General features: G+C 71.3%; 23 protein-coding genes. 7 read left to right on the top strand and 16 right to left on the bottom strand.

The genetic code is table 11. The features are described 5' to 3' along the window. Nucleotides 1-3 precede the first annotated feature (3 nt). The 3 genes from ttcA to WDZ95_RS06295 are packed head-to-tail and all read right to left on the bottom strand — an operon-like array spanning nt 4 to nt 2,138. Nucleotides 4-933, bottom strand: coding sequence for a tRNA 2-thiocytidine(32) synthetase TtcA (gene ttcA, locus WDZ95_RS06305; RefSeq protein WP_425777033.1), 930 nt, complete (start codon nt 931-933; stop codon nt 4-6). Nucleotides 934-952: 19 nt separating this feature from the next. Continuing rightward, entirely contained in the window at nt 953-1,327 is a 375-nt protein-coding gene (locus WDZ95_RS06300; protein ID WP_166229913.1) for a dihydroneopterin aldolase, read from the bottom strand. Nucleotides 1,328-1,334: 7 nt separating this feature from the next. Next, nucleotides 1,335-2,138: an SDR family oxidoreductase gene (locus tag WDZ95_RS06295; protein WP_425777030.1), complete on the bottom strand. Its 804-nt coding sequence runs from the start codon at nt 2,136-2,138 to the stop codon at nt 1,335-1,337. 8 nt (nt 2,139-2,146) lie between these two features. Between WDZ95_RS06295 and WDZ95_RS06290 the strand changes: the two genes are divergently transcribed. Together WDZ95_RS06290 and WDZ95_RS06285 are read left to right on the top strand one after the other, a co-directional pair. Then, a complete protein-coding gene (locus WDZ95_RS06290) occupies nt 2,147-3,280 on the top strand; it encodes a class I SAM-dependent methyltransferase (protein ID WP_425777028.1) in 1,134 nt (377 codons plus the stop codon). 10 nt (nt 3,281-3,290) lie between these two features. Next, nucleotides 3,291-3,485: a DUF2905 domain-containing protein gene (locus tag WDZ95_RS06285; RefSeq protein ID WP_166229919.1), complete on the top strand. Its 195-nt coding sequence runs from the start codon at nt 3,291-3,293 to the stop codon at nt 3,483-3,485. Between the two features lie 261 nt (nt 3,486-3,746). Here the strand turns inward: WDZ95_RS06285 and WDZ95_RS06280 are convergent, their stop codons facing one another. After that, nucleotides 3,747-4,208 (bottom strand): hypothetical protein, encoded by a 462-nt coding sequence (locus tag WDZ95_RS06280; protein WP_425777026.1) that lies wholly within the window; start codon nt 4,206-4,208, stop codon nt 3,747-3,749. A gap of 122 nt (nt 4,209-4,330) precedes the next feature. Between WDZ95_RS06280 and glk the strand changes: the two genes are divergently transcribed. Then, nucleotides 4,331-5,308 carry a glucokinase gene (glk, locus tag WDZ95_RS06275; protein ID WP_425777024.1) on the top strand — a complete coding sequence of 326 codons (978 nt, stop codon included), beginning with the start codon at nt 4,331-4,333 and terminating at the stop codon, nt 5,306-5,308. Nucleotides 5,309-5,357: 49 nt separating this feature from the next. Next, the gene (locus WDZ95_RS06270; RefSeq protein ID WP_166229927.1) at nt 5,358-5,606 is read left to right on the top strand and encodes a hypothetical protein; all 249 of its coding nucleotides are present in this window, start codon (nt 5,358-5,360) and stop codon (nt 5,604-5,606) included. A 15-nt stretch (nt 5,607-5,621) separates the two neighbouring features. Here WDZ95_RS06270 and WDZ95_RS06265 read toward each other — a convergent pair whose 3' ends face one another. From WDZ95_RS06265 to WDZ95_RS06225, 9 genes are all read right to left on the bottom strand, one after another. Next, entirely contained in the window at nt 5,622-6,530 is a 909-nt protein-coding gene (locus WDZ95_RS06265) for a mechanosensitive ion channel family protein (RefSeq protein ID WP_425777022.1), read from the bottom strand. After that, the gene (gene otsA, locus WDZ95_RS06260; protein WP_425777020.1) at nt 6,527-7,921 is read right to left on the bottom strand and encodes an alpha,alpha-trehalose-phosphate synthase (UDP-forming); all 1,395 of its coding nucleotides are present in this window, start codon (nt 7,919-7,921) and stop codon (nt 6,527-6,529) included. The genes WDZ95_RS06265 and otsA overlap by 4 nt, the downstream gene beginning before the upstream one ends. 2 nt (nt 7,922-7,923) lie before the next feature. After that, nucleotides 7,924-9,741, bottom strand: coding sequence for a glycoside hydrolase family 15 protein (locus WDZ95_RS06255; RefSeq protein ID WP_425777018.1), 1,818 nt, complete (start codon nt 9,739-9,741; stop codon nt 7,924-7,926). Next, nucleotides 9,738-10,472 (bottom strand): trehalose-phosphatase, encoded by a 735-nt coding sequence (gene otsB, locus WDZ95_RS06250; protein WP_425777016.1) that lies wholly within the window; start codon nt 10,470-10,472, stop codon nt 9,738-9,740. The genes WDZ95_RS06255 and otsB overlap by 4 nt, the downstream gene beginning before the upstream one ends. 102 nt (nt 10,473-10,574) lie before the next feature. Beyond that, nucleotides 10,575-11,750: a multifunctional CCA tRNA nucleotidyl transferase/2'3'-cyclic phosphodiesterase/2'nucleotidase/phosphatase gene (locus WDZ95_RS06245; RefSeq protein ID WP_425777014.1), complete on the bottom strand. Its 1,176-nt coding sequence runs from the start codon at nt 11,748-11,750 to the stop codon at nt 10,575-10,577. Between the two features lie 22 nt (nt 11,751-11,772). Continuing rightward, on the bottom strand, nt 11,773-12,471 hold the full coding sequence (locus tag WDZ95_RS06240; protein WP_425777012.1) for a glutathione S-transferase family protein: 699 nt from the start codon (nt 12,469-12,471) through the stop codon (nt 11,773-11,775). Nucleotides 12,472-12,567: 96 nt separating this feature from the next. Then, nucleotides 12,568-12,879, bottom strand: a complete 312-nt coding sequence (locus WDZ95_RS06235; protein ID WP_166229940.1) for a metal-sensitive transcriptional regulator — start codon at nt 12,877-12,879, stop codon at nt 12,568-12,570. 104 nt (nt 12,880-12,983) lie between these two features. Then, nucleotides 12,984-13,937 carry a complex I NDUFA9 subunit family protein gene (locus tag WDZ95_RS06230; RefSeq protein WP_425777010.1) on the bottom strand — a complete coding sequence of 318 codons (954 nt, stop codon included), beginning with the start codon at nt 13,935-13,937 and terminating at the stop codon, nt 12,984-12,986. Between the two features lie 19 nt (nt 13,938-13,956). Beyond that, nucleotides 13,957-15,963, bottom strand: coding sequence for a transglycosylase SLT domain-containing protein (locus WDZ95_RS06225; protein WP_425777008.1), 2,007 nt, complete (start codon nt 15,961-15,963; stop codon nt 13,957-13,959). Between the two features lie 41 nt (nt 15,964-16,004). Between WDZ95_RS06225 and WDZ95_RS06220 the strand changes: the two genes are divergently transcribed. Continuing rightward, nucleotides 16,005-16,655, top strand: a complete 651-nt coding sequence (locus tag WDZ95_RS06220) for a 5-formyltetrahydrofolate cyclo-ligase (protein ID WP_166229943.1) — start codon at nt 16,005-16,007, stop codon at nt 16,653-16,655. A 19-nt stretch (nt 16,656-16,674) separates the two neighbouring features. On the opposite strand, the gene WDZ95_RS06215 is transcribed toward WDZ95_RS06220, so the two are convergent. Next, complete coding sequence (locus WDZ95_RS06215) at nt 16,675-17,574, bottom strand: DMT family transporter (protein WP_425777005.1); 900 nt, start codon at nt 17,572-17,574, stop codon at nt 16,675-16,677. Nucleotide 17,575: 1 nt separating this feature from the next. Then, entirely contained in the window at nt 17,576-18,598 is a 1,023-nt protein-coding gene (locus WDZ95_RS06210) for a LysR substrate-binding domain-containing protein (RefSeq protein ID WP_166229947.1), read from the bottom strand. Nucleotides 18,599-18,714: 116 nt separating this feature from the next. Here WDZ95_RS06210 and WDZ95_RS06205 point away from each other — a divergent pair, with 116 nt between their 5' ends. Beyond that, entirely contained in the window at nt 18,715-19,176 is a 462-nt protein-coding gene (locus tag WDZ95_RS06205; protein ID WP_425777003.1) for a DUF2917 domain-containing protein, read from the top strand. 1 nt (nt 19,177) lies between these two features. Here the strand turns inward: WDZ95_RS06205 and WDZ95_RS06200 are convergent, their stop codons facing one another. Continuing rightward, nucleotides 19,178-19,564 carry a TfoX/Sxy family protein gene (locus tag WDZ95_RS06200; protein WP_425777001.1) on the bottom strand — a complete coding sequence of 129 codons (387 nt, stop codon included), beginning with the start codon at nt 19,562-19,564 and terminating at the stop codon, nt 19,178-19,180. Nucleotides 19,565-19,598: 34 nt separating this feature from the next. Here WDZ95_RS06200 and WDZ95_RS06195 point away from each other — a divergent pair, with 34 nt between their 5' ends. Then, nucleotides 19,599-20,207, top strand: a complete 609-nt coding sequence (locus WDZ95_RS06195; protein ID WP_425776999.1) for a TetR/AcrR family transcriptional regulator — start codon at nt 19,599-19,601, stop codon at nt 20,205-20,207. Nucleotides 20,208-20,210: the final 3 nt, after the last annotated feature.

The raw sequence follows: 20,210 nt of genomic DNA, 5'->3' as shown, positions 1-20,210 counted from the left end.
GGCTCAGCCGCCGGCGGCGATGGGTATGACCGTGCGTGCGCCGGACGGGTTCCCGTCGGCGTCCCAGCCCGCGGTCGTGGGCGTGGGCGCGGATGGGGGCGGGGCGCAGGGCTCTTCGTCGAAGGCCTTGTCGCCGCCATCATCGGGCTGGCCCGTGGCGCGCAGGGTTTCAAACGGAAACAGCGTGCGGTCCATGAGGTGGCTGGGCACCACGTTCTGCAGCGCGTTGAACATGTTCTCGATGCGGCCCGGGTACTTCGCGTCCCACTCGCGCAGCAGATTGCCCACCTGCTTGCGCTGCAGGTTCTCCTGGCTGCCGCACAGCGTGCACGGGATGATGGGGAACTGCCGCACCTCGGCCCAGCGCGCGAGGTCTTTCTCGGGCACGTAGGCCATGGGGCGGATCACCACGTTCTTGCCGTCGTCGCTCACCAGCTTGGGCGGCATGCCCTTGAGCTTGGCGCCGAAGAACATGTTGAGCAGCAGCGTCTGCAGGATGTCGTCGCGGTGGTGGCCGAGCGCGATCTTGGTGGCGCCGAGTTCGCCGGCCACGCGGTAGAGAATGCCGCGGCGCAGCCGGCTGCACAGGCTGCACAGCGTCTTGCCCTCGGGGATCACGCGCTTGACGATCGAGTAGGTGTCCTGGTTCTCGATGTGGAACTTCACGCCGAGCTTGGTGAGGTACTCGGGCAGCACGTGTTCCGGAAAGCCCGGCTGCTTCTGGTCGAGGTTGACCGCGATGAGCTCGAAATCGACCGGTGCGCGCGCCTGCAGCTTGAGCAGGATGTCGAGCATGCCGTAGCTGTCCTTGCCGCCCGAGAGGCAGACCATCACGCGGTCGCCCTGCTCGATCATGTTGTGGTCGACGATGGCGCGGCCGACCTCGCGGCACAGGCGCTTCTCGAGCTTGTGGTTTTCGAGTTCGATGTTCATGTTCGTGCCTTTCGGGCCTTCACCACTGGCCGCTTTCCATGCGGATCGCGACCTCGCAGTCGTCGAAGATTTCGAGCTTGGCGATCTTCACGCGCACGCCGATCACGCCCGGCAGCTGCATGAGCCGGCGCGTGAGCTTGCCGATCAGGCTCTCGAGCAGGTTCACGTGCTCGGCGGTGCACTCGTCGATGATGATCTGGCGCACCTTGCGGTAGTCGAGCACGTGCGAGATGTCGTCGTCCTTGGGCAGCAGCGGCTGCGTGCCCTGGTTGAGCTCGGCGTCCACGCGGATCGGCTGCGGCGCGTGCTTTTCGTGGTCGAGGATGCCCAGGTTGGCATCGAAGCGCAAGCCGCTGAGCGTGAGGGTCTGGTTGCCGGCGACGGTGGGGATCATGGGGCCCTCACATCAGGGAGAAGTCGCGCTCGAAGCGCATCAGGTGCTGGCCGCCGTCGACCAGCAGCGAGGTGCCGGTGATGGACCCGTTGGCCAGCACGAAGGCCACGGCCGCGGCCACGTCGGCCGCGGTGGACGAGCGGCCCAGCGGCGACTGCTTGTGCAGCTCGGCGAACTTGTCGTCGCTGAGCAGGTGGCTGGTGAGCGTGAGCCCGGGCGCCACGCCGACCACGCGCACGCGCGGCGCCAGCGCCAGCGCCAGCATGGTGGTCGCGGCCTCGAGCGCGGCCTTGGACAGCGTGTAGCTGAAGAAGTCCGGGTTCATGTTCCAGAGCTTCTGGTCGAGCAGGTTCACCACCGCCCCGTGGCCGTTGGGCGTGCCGCGTTCGCTCAGGTGTTCGTGCAAGGCCTGGGCCAGCACCACCGCGGCGCCGGTGTTGGCGCGCAGGTGCATTTCCATCGCGCCGTAGTCGAAGCTGCGCGCGCTGTCGTGCTCGAAGGTCGAGGCGCTGTTGACCACCGCGTCGACCGCGCCGAAGCGCTGCGCCACGGCCGGCAGCAGGGCGCGCACGCTGCGCTCGTCGGCGAGGTCGGCGAAGAAGGTGTGGGCGCTGCCGGCGCGACCGCTGGCGGCCTCGCAGTCGGCCGCGGTCTGGCGCGCCTCGTCCACCGAATGCCGGTGGTGGATGGCGACGTTCCAGCCCGCGCGCGCGAGCGTGAGGGCGATCTCGCGGCCCAGGCGTTTGCCCGCGCCGGTGACCAGCGCGGTGCGGGACGAATCGGGGGTGGAAGCGGGTGGGGTGGGGGCCATCGGGGACAATGCGGCGCGTGAACACCGCACCCGTGAACGAGGCCGAGAGTGTAGCCAGCGCCCTGCGGGCGCGCATCGCCGCGGCCATTCGCGCCGCGGGCGGCTGGCTGCCGTTCGAGCGCTACATGGCGCTGGCGCTCTACGAGCCCGGCCTGGGCTACTACGCCAACCCCAGCCGCAAATTCGGCCACGGGCCGCAGCAGGGCAGCGATTTCGTGACCGCGCCCGAGCTCACGCCGCTGTTCGGCCGCACGCTCGCGCGCCAGGTGGCGCAGGCGCTCGACGCCACCGGCACCGACGAGGTCTGGGAGTTCGGCGCCGGCAGCGGCGCGCTGGCCTTGCAGCTCATCGAAGGCCTGGCCGAGCGCGGCCGCCCGCCCGTGCGCTACCGCATCGTCGACCTCTCGGGCGTGCTGCGCGAACGCCAGCGCGCCACACTGGCCGCGCACGCCGATCGGGTGCAGTGGGTGGATGCGCTGCCCGAACGCTTCGAGGGCGTGGTGGTGGGCAACGAGGTGCTCGACGCCATGCCCGTGACCCTGCTGGCGCGCGTGGGCGGCCAGTGGTTCGAGCGCGGCGTGGCGCTGGACGGCGAGCGCCTGGCCTGGGCCGACCGGCCCACCGACTTGCGCCCCCCGATCGAGGTGCCCGGCGCGCACGACTACCTCACCGAGATCCACCCGCAGGCCGAAGCCTTCGTGCGCACCCTGGCCGACCGGCTCGCGCGCGGCGCGGCCTTTCTGTTCGACTACGGCTTTCCCGAGGCCGAGTACTACCACCCGCAGCGCGCCATGGGCACGCTGGTGGCGCACCGCGCCCACCGCCGCGACGACGACGTGCTCGGCGACCCGGGTGAGAAGGACATCACCGCGCACGTGAACTTCACCGGCATCGCGCTCGCCGCGCAGGACGCGGGCCTGGACGTGATCGGCTACACCGGTCAGGGCCGCTTCCTCATCAACGCCGGCCTGATCGACCTGGCGCGCGAGGCCGGGGTGCGCGAGAACGCGCTGATGCAAAAGCTCGTGAACGAGCACGAGATGGGCGAGTTGTTCAAGGTGATCGCGCTCGCCCCGCGCGCGAGCAGCGCGGGCTGGGTGCCGATCGGCTTCAGCGCGGGCGACCGCACCCACCGGCTCTGAAAGGTCCGCCGTGATCCGCTGGATGATCGTGATCTTCCTGGCCCTGCTGCTGATCAGCTGGGCCACGCCGCTGCTGCGCAAGCTCGGCCTGGGCCGGCTGCCGGGCGATCTTCACTTCCGCGCCTTTGGCCGCGAGTGGTTCCTGCCCTTTGCGAGCACCGTGCTGCTGAGCTTCGTGGCGACGCTGATCGGCTATCTGGTGTGATCAGGCCGCGGCCTTGCCGCCTCGCGTATCGCAGACGAGACCGATGCGAGCCGCCGTGTCCTCGCCCCACTCGGCGTCGACCCTGCCGGCCCATTGCTTCAAGGTCTCTGCTGCGTGCGTTCGGGCCGTTTCGCGCGTTGGCCATCAAACGCCTTGGCGACGGTGCCCCGGGCGCGTCCCGACCTCGATCCTGGTTCCGACGGTGGTGGTGCGCATGGGATGTGCGAAGTGGGGTGGAAGACGGGCGGGTGGTCTCAGGCGTCAACCGCGCATGCCCAGCACGAAGGCCGCCGGACGCTCGGGAGCGGCCTCGAGGGGCTCCCTGGGCGGCGTGCGCAGCAATTCGCGCCACACCTGCGCCTTGGCGGCGAAGCCTTCGAGGCGGGTTCTGAGGGGCTCGGCGTCGAGCGACGTGGGTGCCAGCAGCTGGCGCAGGCGCAGCTCGCCATCGGGCGTGAGGCTCGCGGCGGTGTCGGCCGACAGGCCGGTGTACTGCAGCAGCAGTTCGTTCATCTTCTGCGAGGCCAGCCCCTGGGGCGCCTCGCCGATCGAAGCGCCCACCGACACCAGCCCGTCGTCGCGGATCTCGACCTCGACCCAGAGCTCGTCGGCGAACAGCAAGGTCCAGCAAGGCTCCTGGTCTTCGCGCACGAAGCCCAGCACATGGTCGGAGGCATCCACGGCGTTGGCGATCAGGGGGTCGATGTGCTCGAGTTCGGTCATGGCAGAGATCCTTCGATGAAGGCTTTTCAGTGGCCGGCTCAATGTCATGGTTCCTCTCGGGCTGGAGCCTAGGTCGCCGGGTTTAGAGCGTGCGTGGCGGGCCCTAACCCTATGATTTCGCCATGAGCCCTCCCGCGCCCCTCGCCCGTTTGCTGGCCGACGTCGGCGGCACCAACGCCCGCTTTGCCTTCCAGCCAGCGCCCGGCGCCCCGTTCGAGGCGGTGCAGGTGCTGCCGGTGGCCGGATTCCCGCGCCTGCAGGATGCGCTGCGCCACTACCTCGCGGGCATTGCCCCGCGCACGGTGCAGGCCGCGGCCATCGCCATCGCCAACCCGGTGCTGGGCGATGCGGTGCGCATGACCAACCACCACTGGGCGTTCTCGCAGCGCGAACTGCAGGCCGAGCTGGGCTTGCGGCACCTGCGCGTGCTCAACGACTTCACCGCGCTCGCGCTCGCGCTGCCGGCGCTGCCCGCGGCGCACCGGCGCCAGGTGGGCGGCGGCACGGCCGATCCGCGGGCCGCCATCGGCCTGCTGGGCGCGGGCACGGGCCTGGGCGTGTCGGGCCTGCTGCCCGACGGCCGCGGCGGCTGGGTGCCGCTGCAGGGCGAGGGTGGCCACGTGACCCTGGCCGCGCAGGATGCGCGCGAGCGCACGGTGATCGACGGCCTGGTGCGCCGGTACGGCCATGCCTCGGGCGAACGCGTGTGCAGCGGCGAGGGCCTGCTCGACACCTTCCGCGTGCTCTGCGAGGCCGAAGGCGCGGCGGTGCAGGGCATCGCCACACCGGCCGACGTGACCGCGGCCGCGTTATCGGCCGCGCAGCCGCAGGCCGTGGCCGCGCTCGAGGTGTTCTGCGCGCTGCTCGGCACGGTGGCGGGCAACCTTGCGCTCACGCTGGGCGCGCGCGGCGGCGTGTACATCGGCGGCGGCATCGTGCCGCGCCTGGGCCCGGCCTTCGACGCCTCGCCGTTCCGGGCGCGCTTCGAGGCCAAGGGCCGTTTCGCCACCTACCTGCGCGGCATTCCCGTGTGGGTGATCACCGCGCCCGACTCGCCCGCGCTGCTGGGCGCGGCGCGCAGCCTCGACGGCTTGGATTGAACGCACGCTTGCGCTACGCTGGCCGGCCAACCGCTACCCAGGAGGCCGCATGAGCAACCCACTGCGAACCGTGCTCGTCTTTTCGCACGAAGACCAGGCCTGGCTGCGGCGGTCCAACCTGGTGGTGCCCGACTACTGGCGCGGCCACGGCGTGGCCCCCATGCCCGGCGACGTGTTCCGCGTCGGCGGGCGGCAGTTCACCATCCAGGGCCGGCTGTGGGAGCACGACCTGCACGGCCCGCTGCTGCGGGTGTTCGTGGGCGCGGCCCACGCCGAGAGCGACTCGGTGTTCGGCTGAGCTTGCGCCGCGCGCTCAGCGCGCCGCGGCGGCCGCGGCCTCGCGCAGGTTCGCCGCGTTGGCGGCCTCGCCGTCGGCGTGCACCGTGAGGTTGGGGTAGGGCAGGCGGATGCCGCGCGCCCCGAAGGCCGCCTTGAGCCGGCGCAGGAATTCGCGCCGCACGCCCCATTGTTCGATCGGCAGCGTGCGGAAGCGGCAGCGGATCACCACCGAGGCGTTGTCCCAGCGCTCCACGCCGGCCACCTCCAGGTCGTCCAGGATGCGCGCGCCGAAGGCCTGGTCGGCGCGCAGGCTGGCGGCCACCTCGCGGATCACCTGCACCACGGCGTCCACGTCTTCGTGCACAGAGACCGCGACGTCGCAGACCGCCTGGCTGAAGCCGCGCGTCATGTTGACCACCGTGGTGATGTGGCCGTTGGGCACGTAGTGCACGTTGCCGTCGTAGTCGCGCAGTTGCACGTAGCGCAGCGTGACCTCTTCGACCACGCCCGCGTGCTCGCCGAGCTTCACCACGTCGCCCTGGCGGATCTGGTTCTCAAGCAGCAGGAAGAAGCCCGTGAAGTAGTCCTTGACCAGGCTCTGCGCGCCGAAGCCCACGGCCAGGCCGACCACGCCCGCGGCGCCGAGGATGGGCGCCACCGACACGCCGAGCTCGCCCAGCACCAACATGCCCGCGATCAGGCTCACCACCACCACCGAGAGGTAGCGGAACACGCGGCTGAGCGTTTCGGCGCGCTTGATCGCTTCGCGGTCGTTGTCGAGCTGGCCGGCCACGCGGTCGCGCAGCAGCCGGATGGCGCGCCGCGCGATGCCGACCACGACCCAGGCCGCGATCAGGATCAGCACGATGCGCAGCCCGCTGGTGGCCAGGCTGCCCAGGCCCTGCCACCAGCCGGTGGCGATGTCGATGAATCTTTCGTTCAAACCGTTTTCTCCTGTGCAGGGGTCGCTTGCAGCGCGCGCAGGAAGCGCTCGCGCCACCAGTGCACGTCGTGCGTGCGGATGCGTTGCAGCAGCGCCTGGTGGCGCTGCTGCCGCTCGGCCAGCGGCATCTGCAGCGCGCGCTGGATGGCCTCGGCGGTGCGCGCGGTGTCGTAGGGGTTCACCAGCAAGGCCTCCTTGAGCTGTTCGGCCGCGCCCGCGAAACGCGAGAGCACAAGCACGCCGGGGTCTTCGGGGTCCTGCGCGGCCACGAACTCCTTGGCCACCAGGTTCATGCCGTCGCGCAGCGGCGTCACCAGCGCCACCGCGGCCGCGCGGTACAGGCCGGGCAGGCGCTTGCGCGCCACGTTGCGGTGGATGTAGCGCACGGGCATCCAGTCGAGCTCGCCGTGTTCGCCATTGATGGCGCCCGACAGGCTTTCGAGCTCGGCGCGCAGCGAGGCGTAGGCGTCCACCGATTCGCGGCTCGGCGAGGCGATCTGGATCAGCGTGGCGCTGCCCTGGTTCTCGGGGTACTTCTGCAGCAGGGTGCGAAAGGCCTTGAGCCGTTGCGGCAGGCCCTTGGAGTAGTCGAGCCGTTCCACGCCCACGAGCAGGCGCCGGCGCGCGTACTCGCGGCGCAGCTGGTCGTGCATGTCCTGCGCTTCGCGCTGGCGCGTGAGGGCCTGGAATTCGTCCACGTCGATGCCGATGGGGAAGGCCTGCACCTGCAGGGTCTTGCCGAAGGCGTGCCAGCCGTGGTCGCCCTCGGCGCGCGCCTGCAGTTCGTCGCTCGCGTAGCGCGCGAAGTGGGTCACGTCGGCCTCGCTCTGCAGGCCCACGAGGTCGTAGGCAAACAGCGAGCGCATCAGCCATTCGTGCTCGGGCAGTGCGGCCAGCATCAGCGGTGGCGGCAGCGGGATGTGGAGGAAAAAGCCCATGCGCTGCTCGCAGCCCATGGCGCGCAGCTCGGCCGCGAGCGGGATCAGGTGGTAGTCGTGGACCCAGATCAGGTCGTCGGGCCGCAGCAGGGCCTTGAGCTTGAGCGCGAACAGCTGATTGACGCGCCGGTAGCCCGAGATGCTGCCGCCGTCGAAGTCGGCGAGGTCGAGGCGGTAGTGGAACACCGGCCAGAGCACGCCGTTGCTGTGGCGTTCGTAGTAGGCGTCGTGGTCTTCGCGGCAGAGGTCGACCGTGACCAGCTGCACCGGGCCGGCCTGCTGGCGGTTGACCTCGCCTTCGCCGGGCGTGCCGCCTTCGGCGATGCGCCCGCTCCAGCCGAACCACAGGCCGCCGCTGGCTTCGAGGGCCTGGCCCAGGGCCACGGCCAGGCCGCCGGCCGCGGTCTTGCGCGGATCGGCGACGCGGTTGGAGATCACGACGAGTCGGCCCATGCTCAGATCACCGAGTCCCAGGGGGCCGACAGCCGCATCGCGGCGTTGATCAGGCCCACCATCGAATAGGTCTGCGGGAAGTTGCCCCACATCTCGCCCGTGGTGGCGTGGGTGTCTTCCGACAGCAGGCCCAGCGGGTTGCGCACCGCGAGCATGGCCTCGAACACTTCGCGCGCCTCGGCCTGGCGGCCGGTGCGCGCGAGCGCGTCGATGCGCCAGAAGGTGCAGATGTTGAAGGCCACCTCGGGCTTGCCGAAGTCGTCGGGCGCTTCGTAGCGCCGCATGTAGGGGCCGTCGCACAGGTGCTGCTCGAGCGCGCGCAGCGTGGCCACGAAGCGCGGGTCGCGCGGATCGATGAGGTTCACCTCGGCCATCAGCAGCACGCTGGCGTCGAGGTCGCGGCCGCCGAAGCTCTCGGCAAAGGCCTGGCGTTCCTCGCTCCAGGCTTCGCGCAGGATGCGCTCGCGCATGTGTGCCGCGCGCTCGCTCCACACGCGTTCGCGCTCGGGCAGGCGCAGCTTGCGCGCGATCTTGGTGAGCCGGTCGCACGCGGCCCAGCCCATGAGGGCCGAGGAGGTGTGCAGCCGCGCGCGCGTGCGCAGCTCCCACATGCCCGCGTCGGGCTGGTCGAACACGCGCACCGCGTGCTCGCCGATGGCCTCGAGGCGGTGGAACTCGTCGAGGCCCGGCTGGTGCAGCAGGCGGTGGTCGTGGAAGGCCTGTGCCGAGGCGAGAACGATGTTGCCGTACACGTCGTGCTGGAAGTGTTCGTGCGCCTGGTTGCCCACGCGCACCGGTCCCATGCCGCGGTAGCCGGGCAGGGTGCTCACGGTGCGCTCTGGCAAATCGCGTTCCAGACCCACGCCGAAGAGCGGCTGCACGTGGCCGTCGCGTCCGCGCGTGCTGTCGACCACCACGTTGGACACCCAGCGCAGGTAGTCCTCCATGGTGCCCACCTCGGACAGGCTGTTGAGCGCGCGCACCACGAAGAAGGCGTCGCGCAGCCAGCAGTAGCGGTAGTCCCAGTTGCGCTGGGTGCCGGGCGCTTCGGGGATGCTGGTGGTCATGGCGGCCACGATGGCGCCGGTGTCCTCGAACAGGGAGAGCTTGAGCGTGATGGCGGCGCGGATCACCGCGTCCTGCCACTCGAGCGGCAGCGCCAGACGCTGCGTCCAGGTGCGCCAGTAGGCAATGGTCTCTTGCTCGAAGTGGCGCGCGGTATCGCCCACGCCGTGCTGCAGGGTCTCGTCGGGCCCGAGCAGGAAGCTGTGTTCCTGCAGCAGCAGGAACGGCTCGGCCGCGAGCACGTGGCTGATCGGCGCGTCGGTGTACAGGCGCAGCGTGAGGTGCTCGCCCACGTAGCGGATGTGGTGGCTGCCCGAGGTGGTGCGCGGCGCGTTCGCGCCCCAGTCGAAGCGCGGCGAAAGCCGCACGCGGATGCGCGGCGCGCCTTTGAGCGCGCGCACGCGGCGCACGATCTGCATGGGCCGGAACATGCGTCCGCGGGTGGCGAAACGCGGTGCGAAGTCGGTGATCTGCAGGCCCTGGCCGTGGCGGTCCCAGAGCTCGGTCACCAGCACCGCGGTGTTGGGCTCGTAGCGCTGGCGCGCTTCGGCAAAGTCCTCGATGTCGATCGCCCAATCGCCCCTTTCGCCGCCGTCGCCGCCCAGCAGGGCGCAGAACACGGGGTCGCCGTCGAAGCGCGGCATGCACGACCAGACCAGGCGGGCGCGGGCGTCGATCAGGGCGCTGATGGTGCAGTTGCCGATCACGCCCAGTTGCAGCGACGCGGGGGCGGGAGGGGCGAATCCGTGGCTCATGCGCGGGTCTCCAGGGCGTGGTGCAACCAGGCGCGCAAGGCCTGGGGATTGGGGCAGCGGCGCTGCGCGCGCGTGGGGCCGTCGCCCACCTTGATGGCCTCGCCGCCGAGCGCCTGCACCGCAGCGAAGCCGTCTTCGTCGGTCACGTCGTCGCCTGCGAAACAGGGCTGGCGGCCGGTGAACGGCGGCTCGGCCATGAAAGCGGCGATCGCGCGGCCTTTGCCGACGTGGGCGGGCTTGACCTCGACCACGGCCTTGCCGCTCATGAGCCGCAGGCCGTCCTGGTGTTCGATGGCGCGCGCGAGCAGGTCAACGCAGGCCGGGCCCAGGCCGGGGTTGAGCCGGAAGTGCAGCGAGAGCGAGGTCTGCTTGACCTCGAGGATCAGGCCCTCGTGGCGGGCCGCGAAGTCGCGCGCCAGGGCGGTCACGCTGCGCAGGTCGGCCCCGCCGGCCACGCGCTCGGTGCCGTCGGCGCCCACGTGCACGGCGCCGTGCTCGAAGGCGCCGGGCCAGCGCTGCACCGGCAGCCAGCGCTGCAGGTCGGCGCGCGCGCGGCCGGTCACGATCGCCAAGGCGCCATCGAGGCGCCGGTGCAGGGCGTCCAGCAGCACCGGCAGATCGGGCGGGATCTGCACGGCGTCGGGCCGGCTGGCGAGTTCGGCCAGGGTGCCATCGAAGTCCAGGAACAGCGCGGAGCGCCGGGCCGACAGGGTGGGCAGCGTGCTCGTCATCAGCCCTGCACCGTACCGCGGGGGGCGCGGCGGGCGCAAGCGTGGCGTGGTTTGTCGCAGTGTTGCGCTGCGGCAAATCGCCGCGGCTTGACAGCGCCGCCTTCAGCTGGGCAGGCCCAGGGCCGCTTGCAAAGCCGAGAGGCGGGCCGAATGCAAGCGCTTGCCCACTTCGGGGCCGCTCAGGCCGTCGGCGAGCGCGGCGCGCGTGATGGCGGCCGCGTCGAGCGCCTGCAGGCGCTGCAGTGCCTGGCCCAGGCGCGCGGTGGCGGCGTGGGCCGCGGTCCCGCCGTCGGCGTCGGCCAGCGCCAGGCCGTCGAGGGCCTGCAGCAGGGCCGCGAAGCGCGCGGGCTTGCGCCAGGCATCGCAGCGGTCGAACAGGCCGAGCACGGAGGCGGCGTCGGCGCTGCCCGCCTGCCGCAAGGCCATGGCTTCGCGCTGCAACAGCAGCGAGAGATCGCGCGCTTCGTTGGGCACCCGCCAGCGATCGGCCAGGGCGCGCAGGGCCAGGTCGTCGGGCAGCGCAGCGACCAGCCAGGTCCAGCGCACCGCCAGCGGGGCGTGCGCAAAAGCCGCCTGCCGCTCGAGCGAGGGCGTGAGCGCGGCGCGGCGCAGCGCGGCGAGGCCCCAGGCCTCGAGCAGTCCGCAGGCGTCGAGCGCGGCGATGAGCCGGCTCGGGTGCGGCTCCATCAGCCCGCGCGCGATCTCCTGCCACACGCGCTCGGCCACGAGGTGGTGGGCCTCGCCGTGCGCCACCATCTCGCGCATCAGGGCAAGCGTGGCGGGTGCGATGTGGAAGCCGTCCCAGCGCGCCATGAAGCGCGCCACGCGCAGGATGCGCACCGGGTCTTCGGCGAACGCGGGCGTGACGTGGCGCAGCGTGCGCGTGCGCAGATCGGCCAGGCCGCCCCAGGGGTCGATCAGCGGGGCATCGGCCGGGTGGTCGGCGTGTTCGGCCGCCACCGCCATGGCGTTGACCGTGAGGTCGCGCCGCGCGAGGTCGTCTTCGAGTGTGACGCCCGGCGCCGCATGGAACGCGAAGCCGTGGTAGCCCGGGGCGGTCTTGCGCTCGGTGCGCGCCAGCGCGTATTCCTCGTGCGTCTGCGGGTGCAGGAAGACCGGGAAGTCGCGGCCCACCGGCACGAAGCCCTGGGCGGCCATGGCCTCGGGCGTGGCGCCCACCACCACCCAGTCGCGGTCGGCGCTGGCCGGCGCGGGCCAGCCCAGCTCGCGTGTGAGCAGGGCATCGCGCACGGCACCGCCCACGAGGTAGATCTGCATGGGCGCGAGTGTAGGCGGGGGCTCAGCGGGTGCCGGGCCGCAGCCGGTAGGGCTCGTCGAAGTCGATGAAGTCTTTTTCGGCCAGCGCCTCTCCGACCCAGGCCTGCACGCCCGGAAGCGCAAGCACGCGATCGACATAGGCCTGCACCTCGGGCGGCACCGGCAAGGCGTAGGTGCGGATGCGCGTGCACACCGGCGCGTAGAAGGCGTCGGCGATGCCGAAGTCGCCGAACAGCAGGCTGCCCGGGGGCTGCGCTGCGAGCAGCTCGGTCCACATGGCGACCAGCCGTGCCACATCGGCGCGCAGGCCGGCCTGGTCGCGCCAGAGCAGCGCACCGACCTCGGGCAGCGATGCCTCGATGTTCATGGGGCAGTGGTTGCGCAGCGCGCTGAAACCGCTGTGCATCTCGGCGCACACGCTGCGCGCGCGGGCGCGAGCGCGGGTGTCGGCCGGCCAGAGCTGGCGCTCGGGGAAACGTTCGGCGAGGTATTCGGCAATGGCCAGCGAGTCCCAGATGGCGAAGCCGTCGTCGACCAGCGCAGGCACCTTGCCCACGGGGTTGATGGCTTTCACGCGTTGCTTGAAGACCGAGTCCGCTTCGAAGGAATCGAACCGGATCTGCACCTCTTCAAAGGGGATGCCGGCCTGGCGCATCAGCACCCAGGGGCGCATGGACCAGGACGAGTAGTTCTTGTTGCCGATGATCAATTGCAGGGGCATGGGAGGTCTCCGTGAAGAAACCGCATGCTAGGCCCGCGGGGCCGTGCCATCGATGAAAACCGCGGGCCTTTTGGATGCGGGCCCGTCATGAATGGCTCAGGCGTACTTCTCGAGGATGCGCGTGGAGCGCTCGACGTCGCGCATCGCGGGGCCTTCGACCGCGGCCTCGGCGACCGCGTCGAGCATGGAGCAGGCCATCATGCGGTAGAAGGCCTTGTCCATGGCTTTGCGGGCCGCCGACATCTGCTGCGCCACCTCTTCGCACGAGCGGTCGCTCTGGACCATGTCGATGAGGCCGCGGATCTGGCCTTCGATGCGCTTGAGGCGGTTGATCACGTCGCGTTGGCTGTCGAGGCTGGCAGCGATTCGAGCACGGTGGGTGGGGGATTCGTACGGATCGGATTGCATGGTGCGCCCTTAAGTTAAAGGTGCTCATTCGCGAGCCGCGCCAGTGTTTCAGATAACACAACCCCCGTACAGTTCGGTGCCGGGGATTCGCGATCAATATCCGATCAACGTCCAGCCTGCTGCCGCCAATGCAGTAGCCGACTGTGGCCTGTGCGCTGCGCCAGGGTCTCGGGGGCGATGGCGTGCACGCTGGCGGCCCGGATGCCGAGGCGGTCGAGGCCGGGCCACTGGCCGGTGGCCACGTTGGGCACGGCCATGGCGTCGACGTTGTCGCGGCTCATGAGCGGCTCGCCGGGCAGGCATTCCATGACCGCGGCCTGGCAGCGGCCCAGGGCCGCGGGCAGCCCGATCACGGGGCGCTCGCGGCTGCCCAGGCGCCCCGCGAGTTGCACCAGCTCGCGCAGCGTGAACACCTCGGGGCCCACGCACTCGTAGGTCTGGCCGATGCTGGCGCGGCCGATCGCGTCGTCGCGCAGGCAGGCCGCGATGGCCGCGGCCACGTCTTCGACCCACACGGGCTGGAAGCGCGCGTCGGCGCAGGCCAGCGGCACCACCGGCGCCACGGCCTGCAGCTGCGCGAACAGGTTGAGGAAGCGGTCGCCCATGCCGTGGATCACGCTCGGGCGCAGCACGGTGAGGTCGAGGTTGGCGGCGCGCAGCACCTCTTCGCCGCGCGCCTTGCTGCGCTGGTAGCGCGAAGGGCCGTCGAGGGACACGCCGAGCGCGCTCACGTGCACCAGCCGGCGCACGCCCGCAGCCAGGCAGGCTTCTTCGATGGCCAGCGGCAGTTCGACGTGGGCGCGTTCGAAGGCGGCTTCGCTGCCGTGCAGGATGGCCACGAGGTTGACCACCGCGTCCTGCCCGGCCATGAGCGCGAGCAGCTGGCGCGGGTCGTGCACGTCGGCTTCGATCACGGTGACGCGGGGCAGGTGCTGCACGAGCGCGGCGCGGGCCGCGCGCCGCGTGGGCACGGTGATGTGCCAGCCGTCGCGCTGCAGCTTTTCGCAGGTGTGGCGGCCGACGAAGCCGGTGCCGCCGAGGACGAGGACGTTCTTCATGGCGTTGCGCAAGGGGGATTCAGGGCAGTTCGGCGTTGACGGCGCCCGCCGTGGCGCTGCGCGGCCCCACGGTGCCCAGGCGCGCGCGCAGCGACTGCGGCTGGCCCGTGAGCTGCGCCGCGTACAGCGTGGTGTTGGTGAGCACGCGCTGCACGTAGTCGCGCGTTTCTTCGAACGGGATGTTCTCGGCCCAGATGTCGCCTGGCAGCACAGGACCGTTGCGCCACTGTCGCGCGCGGCCCGGGCCCGCGTTGTAGGCCGCGGCCGCGAGCGGCATGGAGCCTTCGAAGTCGTCGAGCGCGAACTTGAGGTAGGCGGTGCCGATCTGGATGTTGGTGTCGCGCTCGTTGATCTGGTGCGGGCGGAAATCGCTCAGGCCGATCTTCTGCGCGGTCCAGCGCGCGGTGGCGGGCATGACCTGCATGAGGCCCGAGGCGCCCACGCTCGAACGCGCTTCGGTGACGAAGCGGCTTTCCTGGCGGATCAGGCCGTAGACGTAGGCAGGATCGAGGCCGATGGCCTGGGCGCGCGCCACCACCTGCTCGCGGTAGGGCGTGGGGAAGCGCTGCGCGGGGTCGATCAGGTCGCGCGTGCGCTGGCTGGTGTTGATGCAGCGGTCCCAGATCTGCTCGCGGCAGGCGAGGTCGGCCGCAGCGAGCAGCTCGCGGTCGGCCATGCCGCCGGTGTTGTGCAGCGCGACCTGGTAGTTCCATTCGCGCACGCCTTCGCTGCGCAGGCCCAGGCGCATGGCAGCGAGCGCGCGGCGCAGGCCGGGGTCGTTCTCGGCCGCGCGGCGTTCTTCGGCGGTGAGCGGCGCCGGGGCCGGCGGGGTGGTGATGGGCACACCCAGCGTCTCGAGCGCGAGCATGCCGTGGAAGTCGCTCGTGGAGGCGATGGACTCGTACAGGCTGCGCGCCTGCGCGCGGGCCACCACGGCATCGGGTTCCTGCAGCGCTTCGATGGCGCGGGCGCGCCAGTAGACCCAGTCGCTGTCGGCACGCTGCGCGGGGCTCATGGCGTAGATGGCGTCGCGCACCGCGGTCCAGCGGCCCAGGCGCAGACCGGCGCGCGCCATCCAGGCCAGGTGCTCGTCGGTCATGTGCTGCAGCTCGCCACGGGCGTAGAAATCGAGTGCGTCGGTCTGCAGGCGCTGCGCCGCGCGGCGGCCGATCGCGCCCCAGGCGTGGCTGCGCTCTTCGGCCGTGAGCTGGGTGCGCCACTTGAGGCTTTCGAGCTCCCTGGCCGCGGCATTGGGATCGACCGCCGCCAGGCGCAGCAGCGCGAGCGTGACCAGCTCCTTGGTGCGCGGGCGGATCGCGGTGATCTTGTCGTCGAGGTAGCGCGCGGGGTCGGCCGCGATGCCGTCGATCTGCGCCGCGCGTTCGGGGTCGATCAGGGCCACGGCCTGGCTCGCGGCGCGCGGGCGGTTCACCTCCATCATCGCGCGGGCGCGCTGCCACACCACCGCGGGCTTGAGGTGGCCGCTGGCGAGCAGGGCCTGGGCCGCGGTGGCGCAGCCGTCTTCGGCGTCGCGCTGCGCGAGCCAGAGTTCGCGCACGCGTTCGGCCGCGACCTCGGGCGGCAGGCGGCTGCCCGCGGCGTCGAGCATCACGGTGTAGCAAGTGACCTGGCGGTCGTCGTTCATGCGGAACAGCGGGCGCTCGGCCTCGAAGCGCGCCCAGTCGCGGCGCTTGCCCAGCTGCAGCAGCCAGTCGTTGCGCAGGCGGTCTTCCCAGTAGGTGCCGGCCATGGCGTCGAGCGCGGCGCGGATCTCGGTGGGGGATGCGGTGTCGAGGCGCACGCGCATGTCCCAGTAGCGCGCCAGCGGTTCGAGCACGTGGCCGCGCACGGTGGGCAACAGCCGCGCGAGTTCGGCGCTCTGGCCACGGCTGTAGGCGGCGCGCATGTCGAGCAGGGCCTTGTCGCCCACGGTCTGCGATGACGCAAGAACGGGCAGCAGGAGCGCCCCCATAATCAGGCGGCGGCCCAGTCGCGTGGCATGCCACAGCGGTGAGGTCAACGGCATTTCACTTCCTGGCTCTCGAGCAATTCGGACACACGAGGATTATGGACAGCAAGCCCGGTGAGAGTTCCCATTCCCCCGACGGCCGCACGGCCGGCGGCAGCCCGGGCGAGACCAAGGCGCGCTGGCGCAAGGCGCTGATCGACAAGCGCCAGTCGCTGCCCGACCGGCTGTGGCGCAACGACCAGCTGCAGCGCGTGATGCGCGTGTTCCTCGTGAACCGGCCCGACACGGTGATCGGCGCCTACTGGCCGATCAAGGGCGAGTTCGATCCGCTGCCCGCGCTGTTTCGCTGGCAGGAGGCCGGGCTCGAGGAAGACGCGCAGAGCCAGCAGCGCCACCGCCGCATCGGCCTGCCCGTGATCAACAAGATCGACAAGACCCTGACCTTCCACACCTGGTACCCGGGCTGCCCGATGGAGGAAGACGCCTACGGCATTCCCAAGCCCAAGGACACCGAGGTGGTGGTGCCCACGCTGATCTTCGTGCCCTGCGTGGGCTACGGCCCCGGCGGCTACCGGCTCGGTTACGGCGGCGGCTTCTACGACCGCACGCTGGCCACGCTGCGGCCGCGCCCGGTCACCGTGGGCCTGGGCTACGACTTCGCCTTCGTGCCCGAACTGCGGCCCGAGCCGCACGACGTGCCGCTCGACGCGGTGCTGGTCGATTCGGGCGTGGCCTGGCCGGTCGACTGAGGTCGCCGCGCCGCGCCCCTCAGGGGTGCTCGGCGTTTGCGTGGGCCTCGGTGATGCGCTTCTCGCGCCGGATCAGGTAGAGCCCGCTGCCGATCACGATCGCCGCGCCGAGCCAGGTGTGCGAGGAGGGCAGCGTGTGCCAGATCAGCCAGTCCAGTCCCAGGCCCCAGGCCAGGGCGCTGTACTCGAACGGCGCCACGATGGACGCCTGGCCGTGGCGGAAGGCCTCGGTGATCGCGAGCTGGCCGCAAAAGCCCGTGACCGCGAGTGCGATCAGCAGGGGCAGGTCGGCGCGCGCGATCGGCACCCACTGCGGCAGCGCGAGCGCACCCGCGCCCAGCGCCATCGCCAGCATCATCGTGAGGATCAGCGCTTCGCTGCTGTCGGTGCGGCTGGCCAGCCGCCCGGTGACGGCCGCCACCGCGTAACACAGGGCCGCGCCCAGCACCGCCAGGCCGCCAGCGGTGGCCAGGCCGGCCTGCAGGTCGGCGCCGCTGGGGCGCAGCGCGATCAGCACGCCGATGAAACCGGCGCCGATCGCCCACCAGTGCGCGGCGGGCACGCGTTCCTTGAGCACCGGCACCGACAGTGCGGTGATCAGCAAGGGGGCGATGAAGAACAGCGTGTACGCCGCCGACAGCGGCAGCGTGCGCACGCCCAGCGTGAACAGGCTCAGCATCACGATGCCCAGCAGCCCGCGCAGCAGGTGCAGCGGCCAGCGGATGCGCAGCACCGTGTGCCAGGCGCCGCGCCAGGCGATGTAGGCCAGCACCAGCGGCAGCGCGGTAAGCCCGCGCAACGCGGCGATCTGCAGCACCGGGTAGCGCGCCGACAGGGTCTTGAGCACGGCGTCCATGAGGGCGAAGAAGCCCACGGCGATCAGCATCGCGACGATGCTGCGCAGGTTGCTGTTGGTCATCTCAGTCCATCTGGTCCAGCGTGTCGGGGTCGGGCACGTCGCCGATGGCTTCGCGCGTGATCGCCGCCTGCTGCAGCAGCCAGTCGGCGAAGGCCTTGACCTCGGGCCGTTGCGCGCTGCGCGGCGCCACCACCAGCCAGTACACCAGCGGCGAGTCGATGCGCGCGTGTGGCAGCGGCTCCACCAGCGCGCCGCTGGCCAGGTTCTCGGCCACCAGCGGCAGCCGCGCCAGCGCCACGCCCTGGCCGATGATGGCCGCCTGCACGATCTGCTGCGCGTAGTTGAAGTACAGCCAGCGCTGCGGGTTCAGGCGCGGCTTGGGCGCGGCCTTGCGCCCGCGCGGTGCGGGCTCGGGCGTGGCGAAGTGGTCGAGCCAGCGCTGCCAGGTGAGCCATTCGAGGTGACGCGTGCGGTGCGCGTCGCCGGCCTCGATCAGCGCGCAGCCCGCGAGGTCTTCGATGCGGCGGATCGGGTGGCTTTGCAGCAGCCAGGGGCTGGCCACGGGCGTGAGCTTCTCGCCGAACAGGCGCACCGCGTCGGCCGGCACCGCCTGCGGCACCGCGTAGCGCAGCGCCAGGTCGACGTCGGCGGTGGCGAGGTCGACCGCGGCGTCGGTGGCGTCGATGCGGATGTCGATGTCGGGGTGGTCGCGCTGAAAGGCCTCGAGCCGCGGGATCAGCCACATCGAGGCGAACGAAGCCCAGGTGGTGATGGCCACGCTTTTGCGGCCCGCGCTCTGGCGGATCTGGCGCACCGTCATGTCCACGCGCTCGAGCGCGGTGGACGCCGCGCGCAGCAGCATGGAGCCCGCGCTCGTGAGTTCGACCGCACGCGTGTGGCGCAGGAACAGCGCCGCGCCCACCTCGTCTTCGAGCGCCTGGATCTGCCGGCTCACGGCGCTCTGCGTGAGCGAAAGCTCTTCGGCCGCGGCACGGAAATTCAGGTGCCGTGCCACGGTCTCGAAGGCGCGCAGGTGGCCCATGCCGATGGGGCGGGTGCGGGGGTGGCGGGGCGGCAGGCTCATGGCGGCATTGATGCGGTCGGGGAATCAATAGCTTAGCCGGGTTTCATTGGACGTTGGACATGCGTCCCGCGAAGATTCCATCCGCACCAATACCCCCTGGTGCATGGAGAAACCCCATGAATACCCGTTCCGAATCGGCATCAAACACGGCCCGCCGCGGCCACCTGGTCGGTGCCCATCGGGCGCTCAGCCTGTACCCCGCCGACGACAGCTGCCTGAGCGTCCTCAGCGGCCGCGCCTGGGTCACGCTGAACCTGCCCCATGTGCCCGAGGGCCTGGGTGACCACGTGCTCCAGGCCGGCGACACCCTGCACGTGCCCGCGGGCGCGCACCTGGTGATGGAGCCCTGGGCGAGCGGTGAGGCGGTGCGCTTCGACTGGTGCGTGCTGCCGGTGGCCGTGCCGGCCCCGGGCCGCTTCCAGCGCGAGGTCGGCGCCCCCACGCGCGAGCTCGCGCAGGCGCTGGGCCAGGTGGTGCTGGCCTTCGGCCGCCTCGCGCGCGGCGTGCTGGGCTATGGCGAGTTCCTCGTGGCCGGCCGCGGCCGCGTGCTCTCGCGCTTCGAGTCCAACCCGCCCTGAGTCAGCGCGGCGCCCGGCGGGCCGGCGCCTTCTGTGCGCGCGCCCGCTTCGCCGGGGCGCGCGCGGCCAGCGCCGCCTGCAGGGCCAGCCGGGCCCAGGGCGCCATCAGCGCGGGCGATTCGAGCGCCTCGTCCGGGGGCGTGTGGTAGTGCAGGCGCATGGCCTTGCCCTTGGCCTCGTACACGAAGGGCCGCGCGCCCGCCGCGAGCCACTGCGGCTCGGTCTCGGCATTCGTCTTGAGGAACAGCGTGTCCCAGGCCACGATGCCCACGTTCATGCCGTCCACCGACAGGCCCCAGCCGCCGAACATGCGCCGCGCCGCCACCGGCCCGAGGCTGGCCAGCAGCTCGCACACGTGGTCGACGAAGGGATCGCGGGCGCCCGACATGGGTCGATTGTGCGGCCGCAGGCAGAATCGTCCGATGGCCCGACCCAAATCCGCCACCCACGACCTCAAGCGCGAGGAGATCCTCGACGTCGCCGCCCAGTGCTTCGCGCGCCAGAGCTTCCCGGCCGCGAGCATGAACCACATCGCCCAGGCCTGCGGCACCAGCAAGGCGCGGCTCTACCACTACTACGAGAGCAAGGAAGCGATCCTGTTCGACCTGCTGGACCGCTACACCCAGCGCCTGCTGGCCCTGATCGGCGAGGCCGAGGGCCGGGCACAGCGCAAGAACCTGAGCGAGCGCGAGGCGCTGAGCGAGTTGGTGCGGGCCTTTCTGGCCGAGTACGAGCACAGCGCCACACGCCATGCGGCCCTGGTCTCCGACACCAAGTTCCTCGGTGAAACCCAGCGCGAGCTGGTGGTCAACCGCCAGCGCGACGTGGTCGCGGCCTTCACGCGCTTCATCCGGCGCGCCTACCCGGATCGCGTCACGCCCGAGAACCAGGCCGCGCTCACCATGATGCTGTTCGGCATGATCAACTGGACCTTCATCTGGCTGCGCCCCGGCGGGCCCATGAGCTACTCGGCCTTCGCCGAAGAGGTCGTGGCCGTGATCGAGGGCGGCTTCGGCGGGCGCCGGCCCTGAACC

The organism is Hydrogenophaga sp. T2, assembly GCF_049843535.1.
GTDB lineage: Bacteria > Pseudomonadota > Gammaproteobacteria > Burkholderiales > Burkholderiaceae_C > Hydrogenophaga > Hydrogenophaga crocea.
The sequence above is the reverse complement of the archived record's forward strand: the minus strand, read 5'-3'. Positions and strand labels throughout refer to the sequence as shown.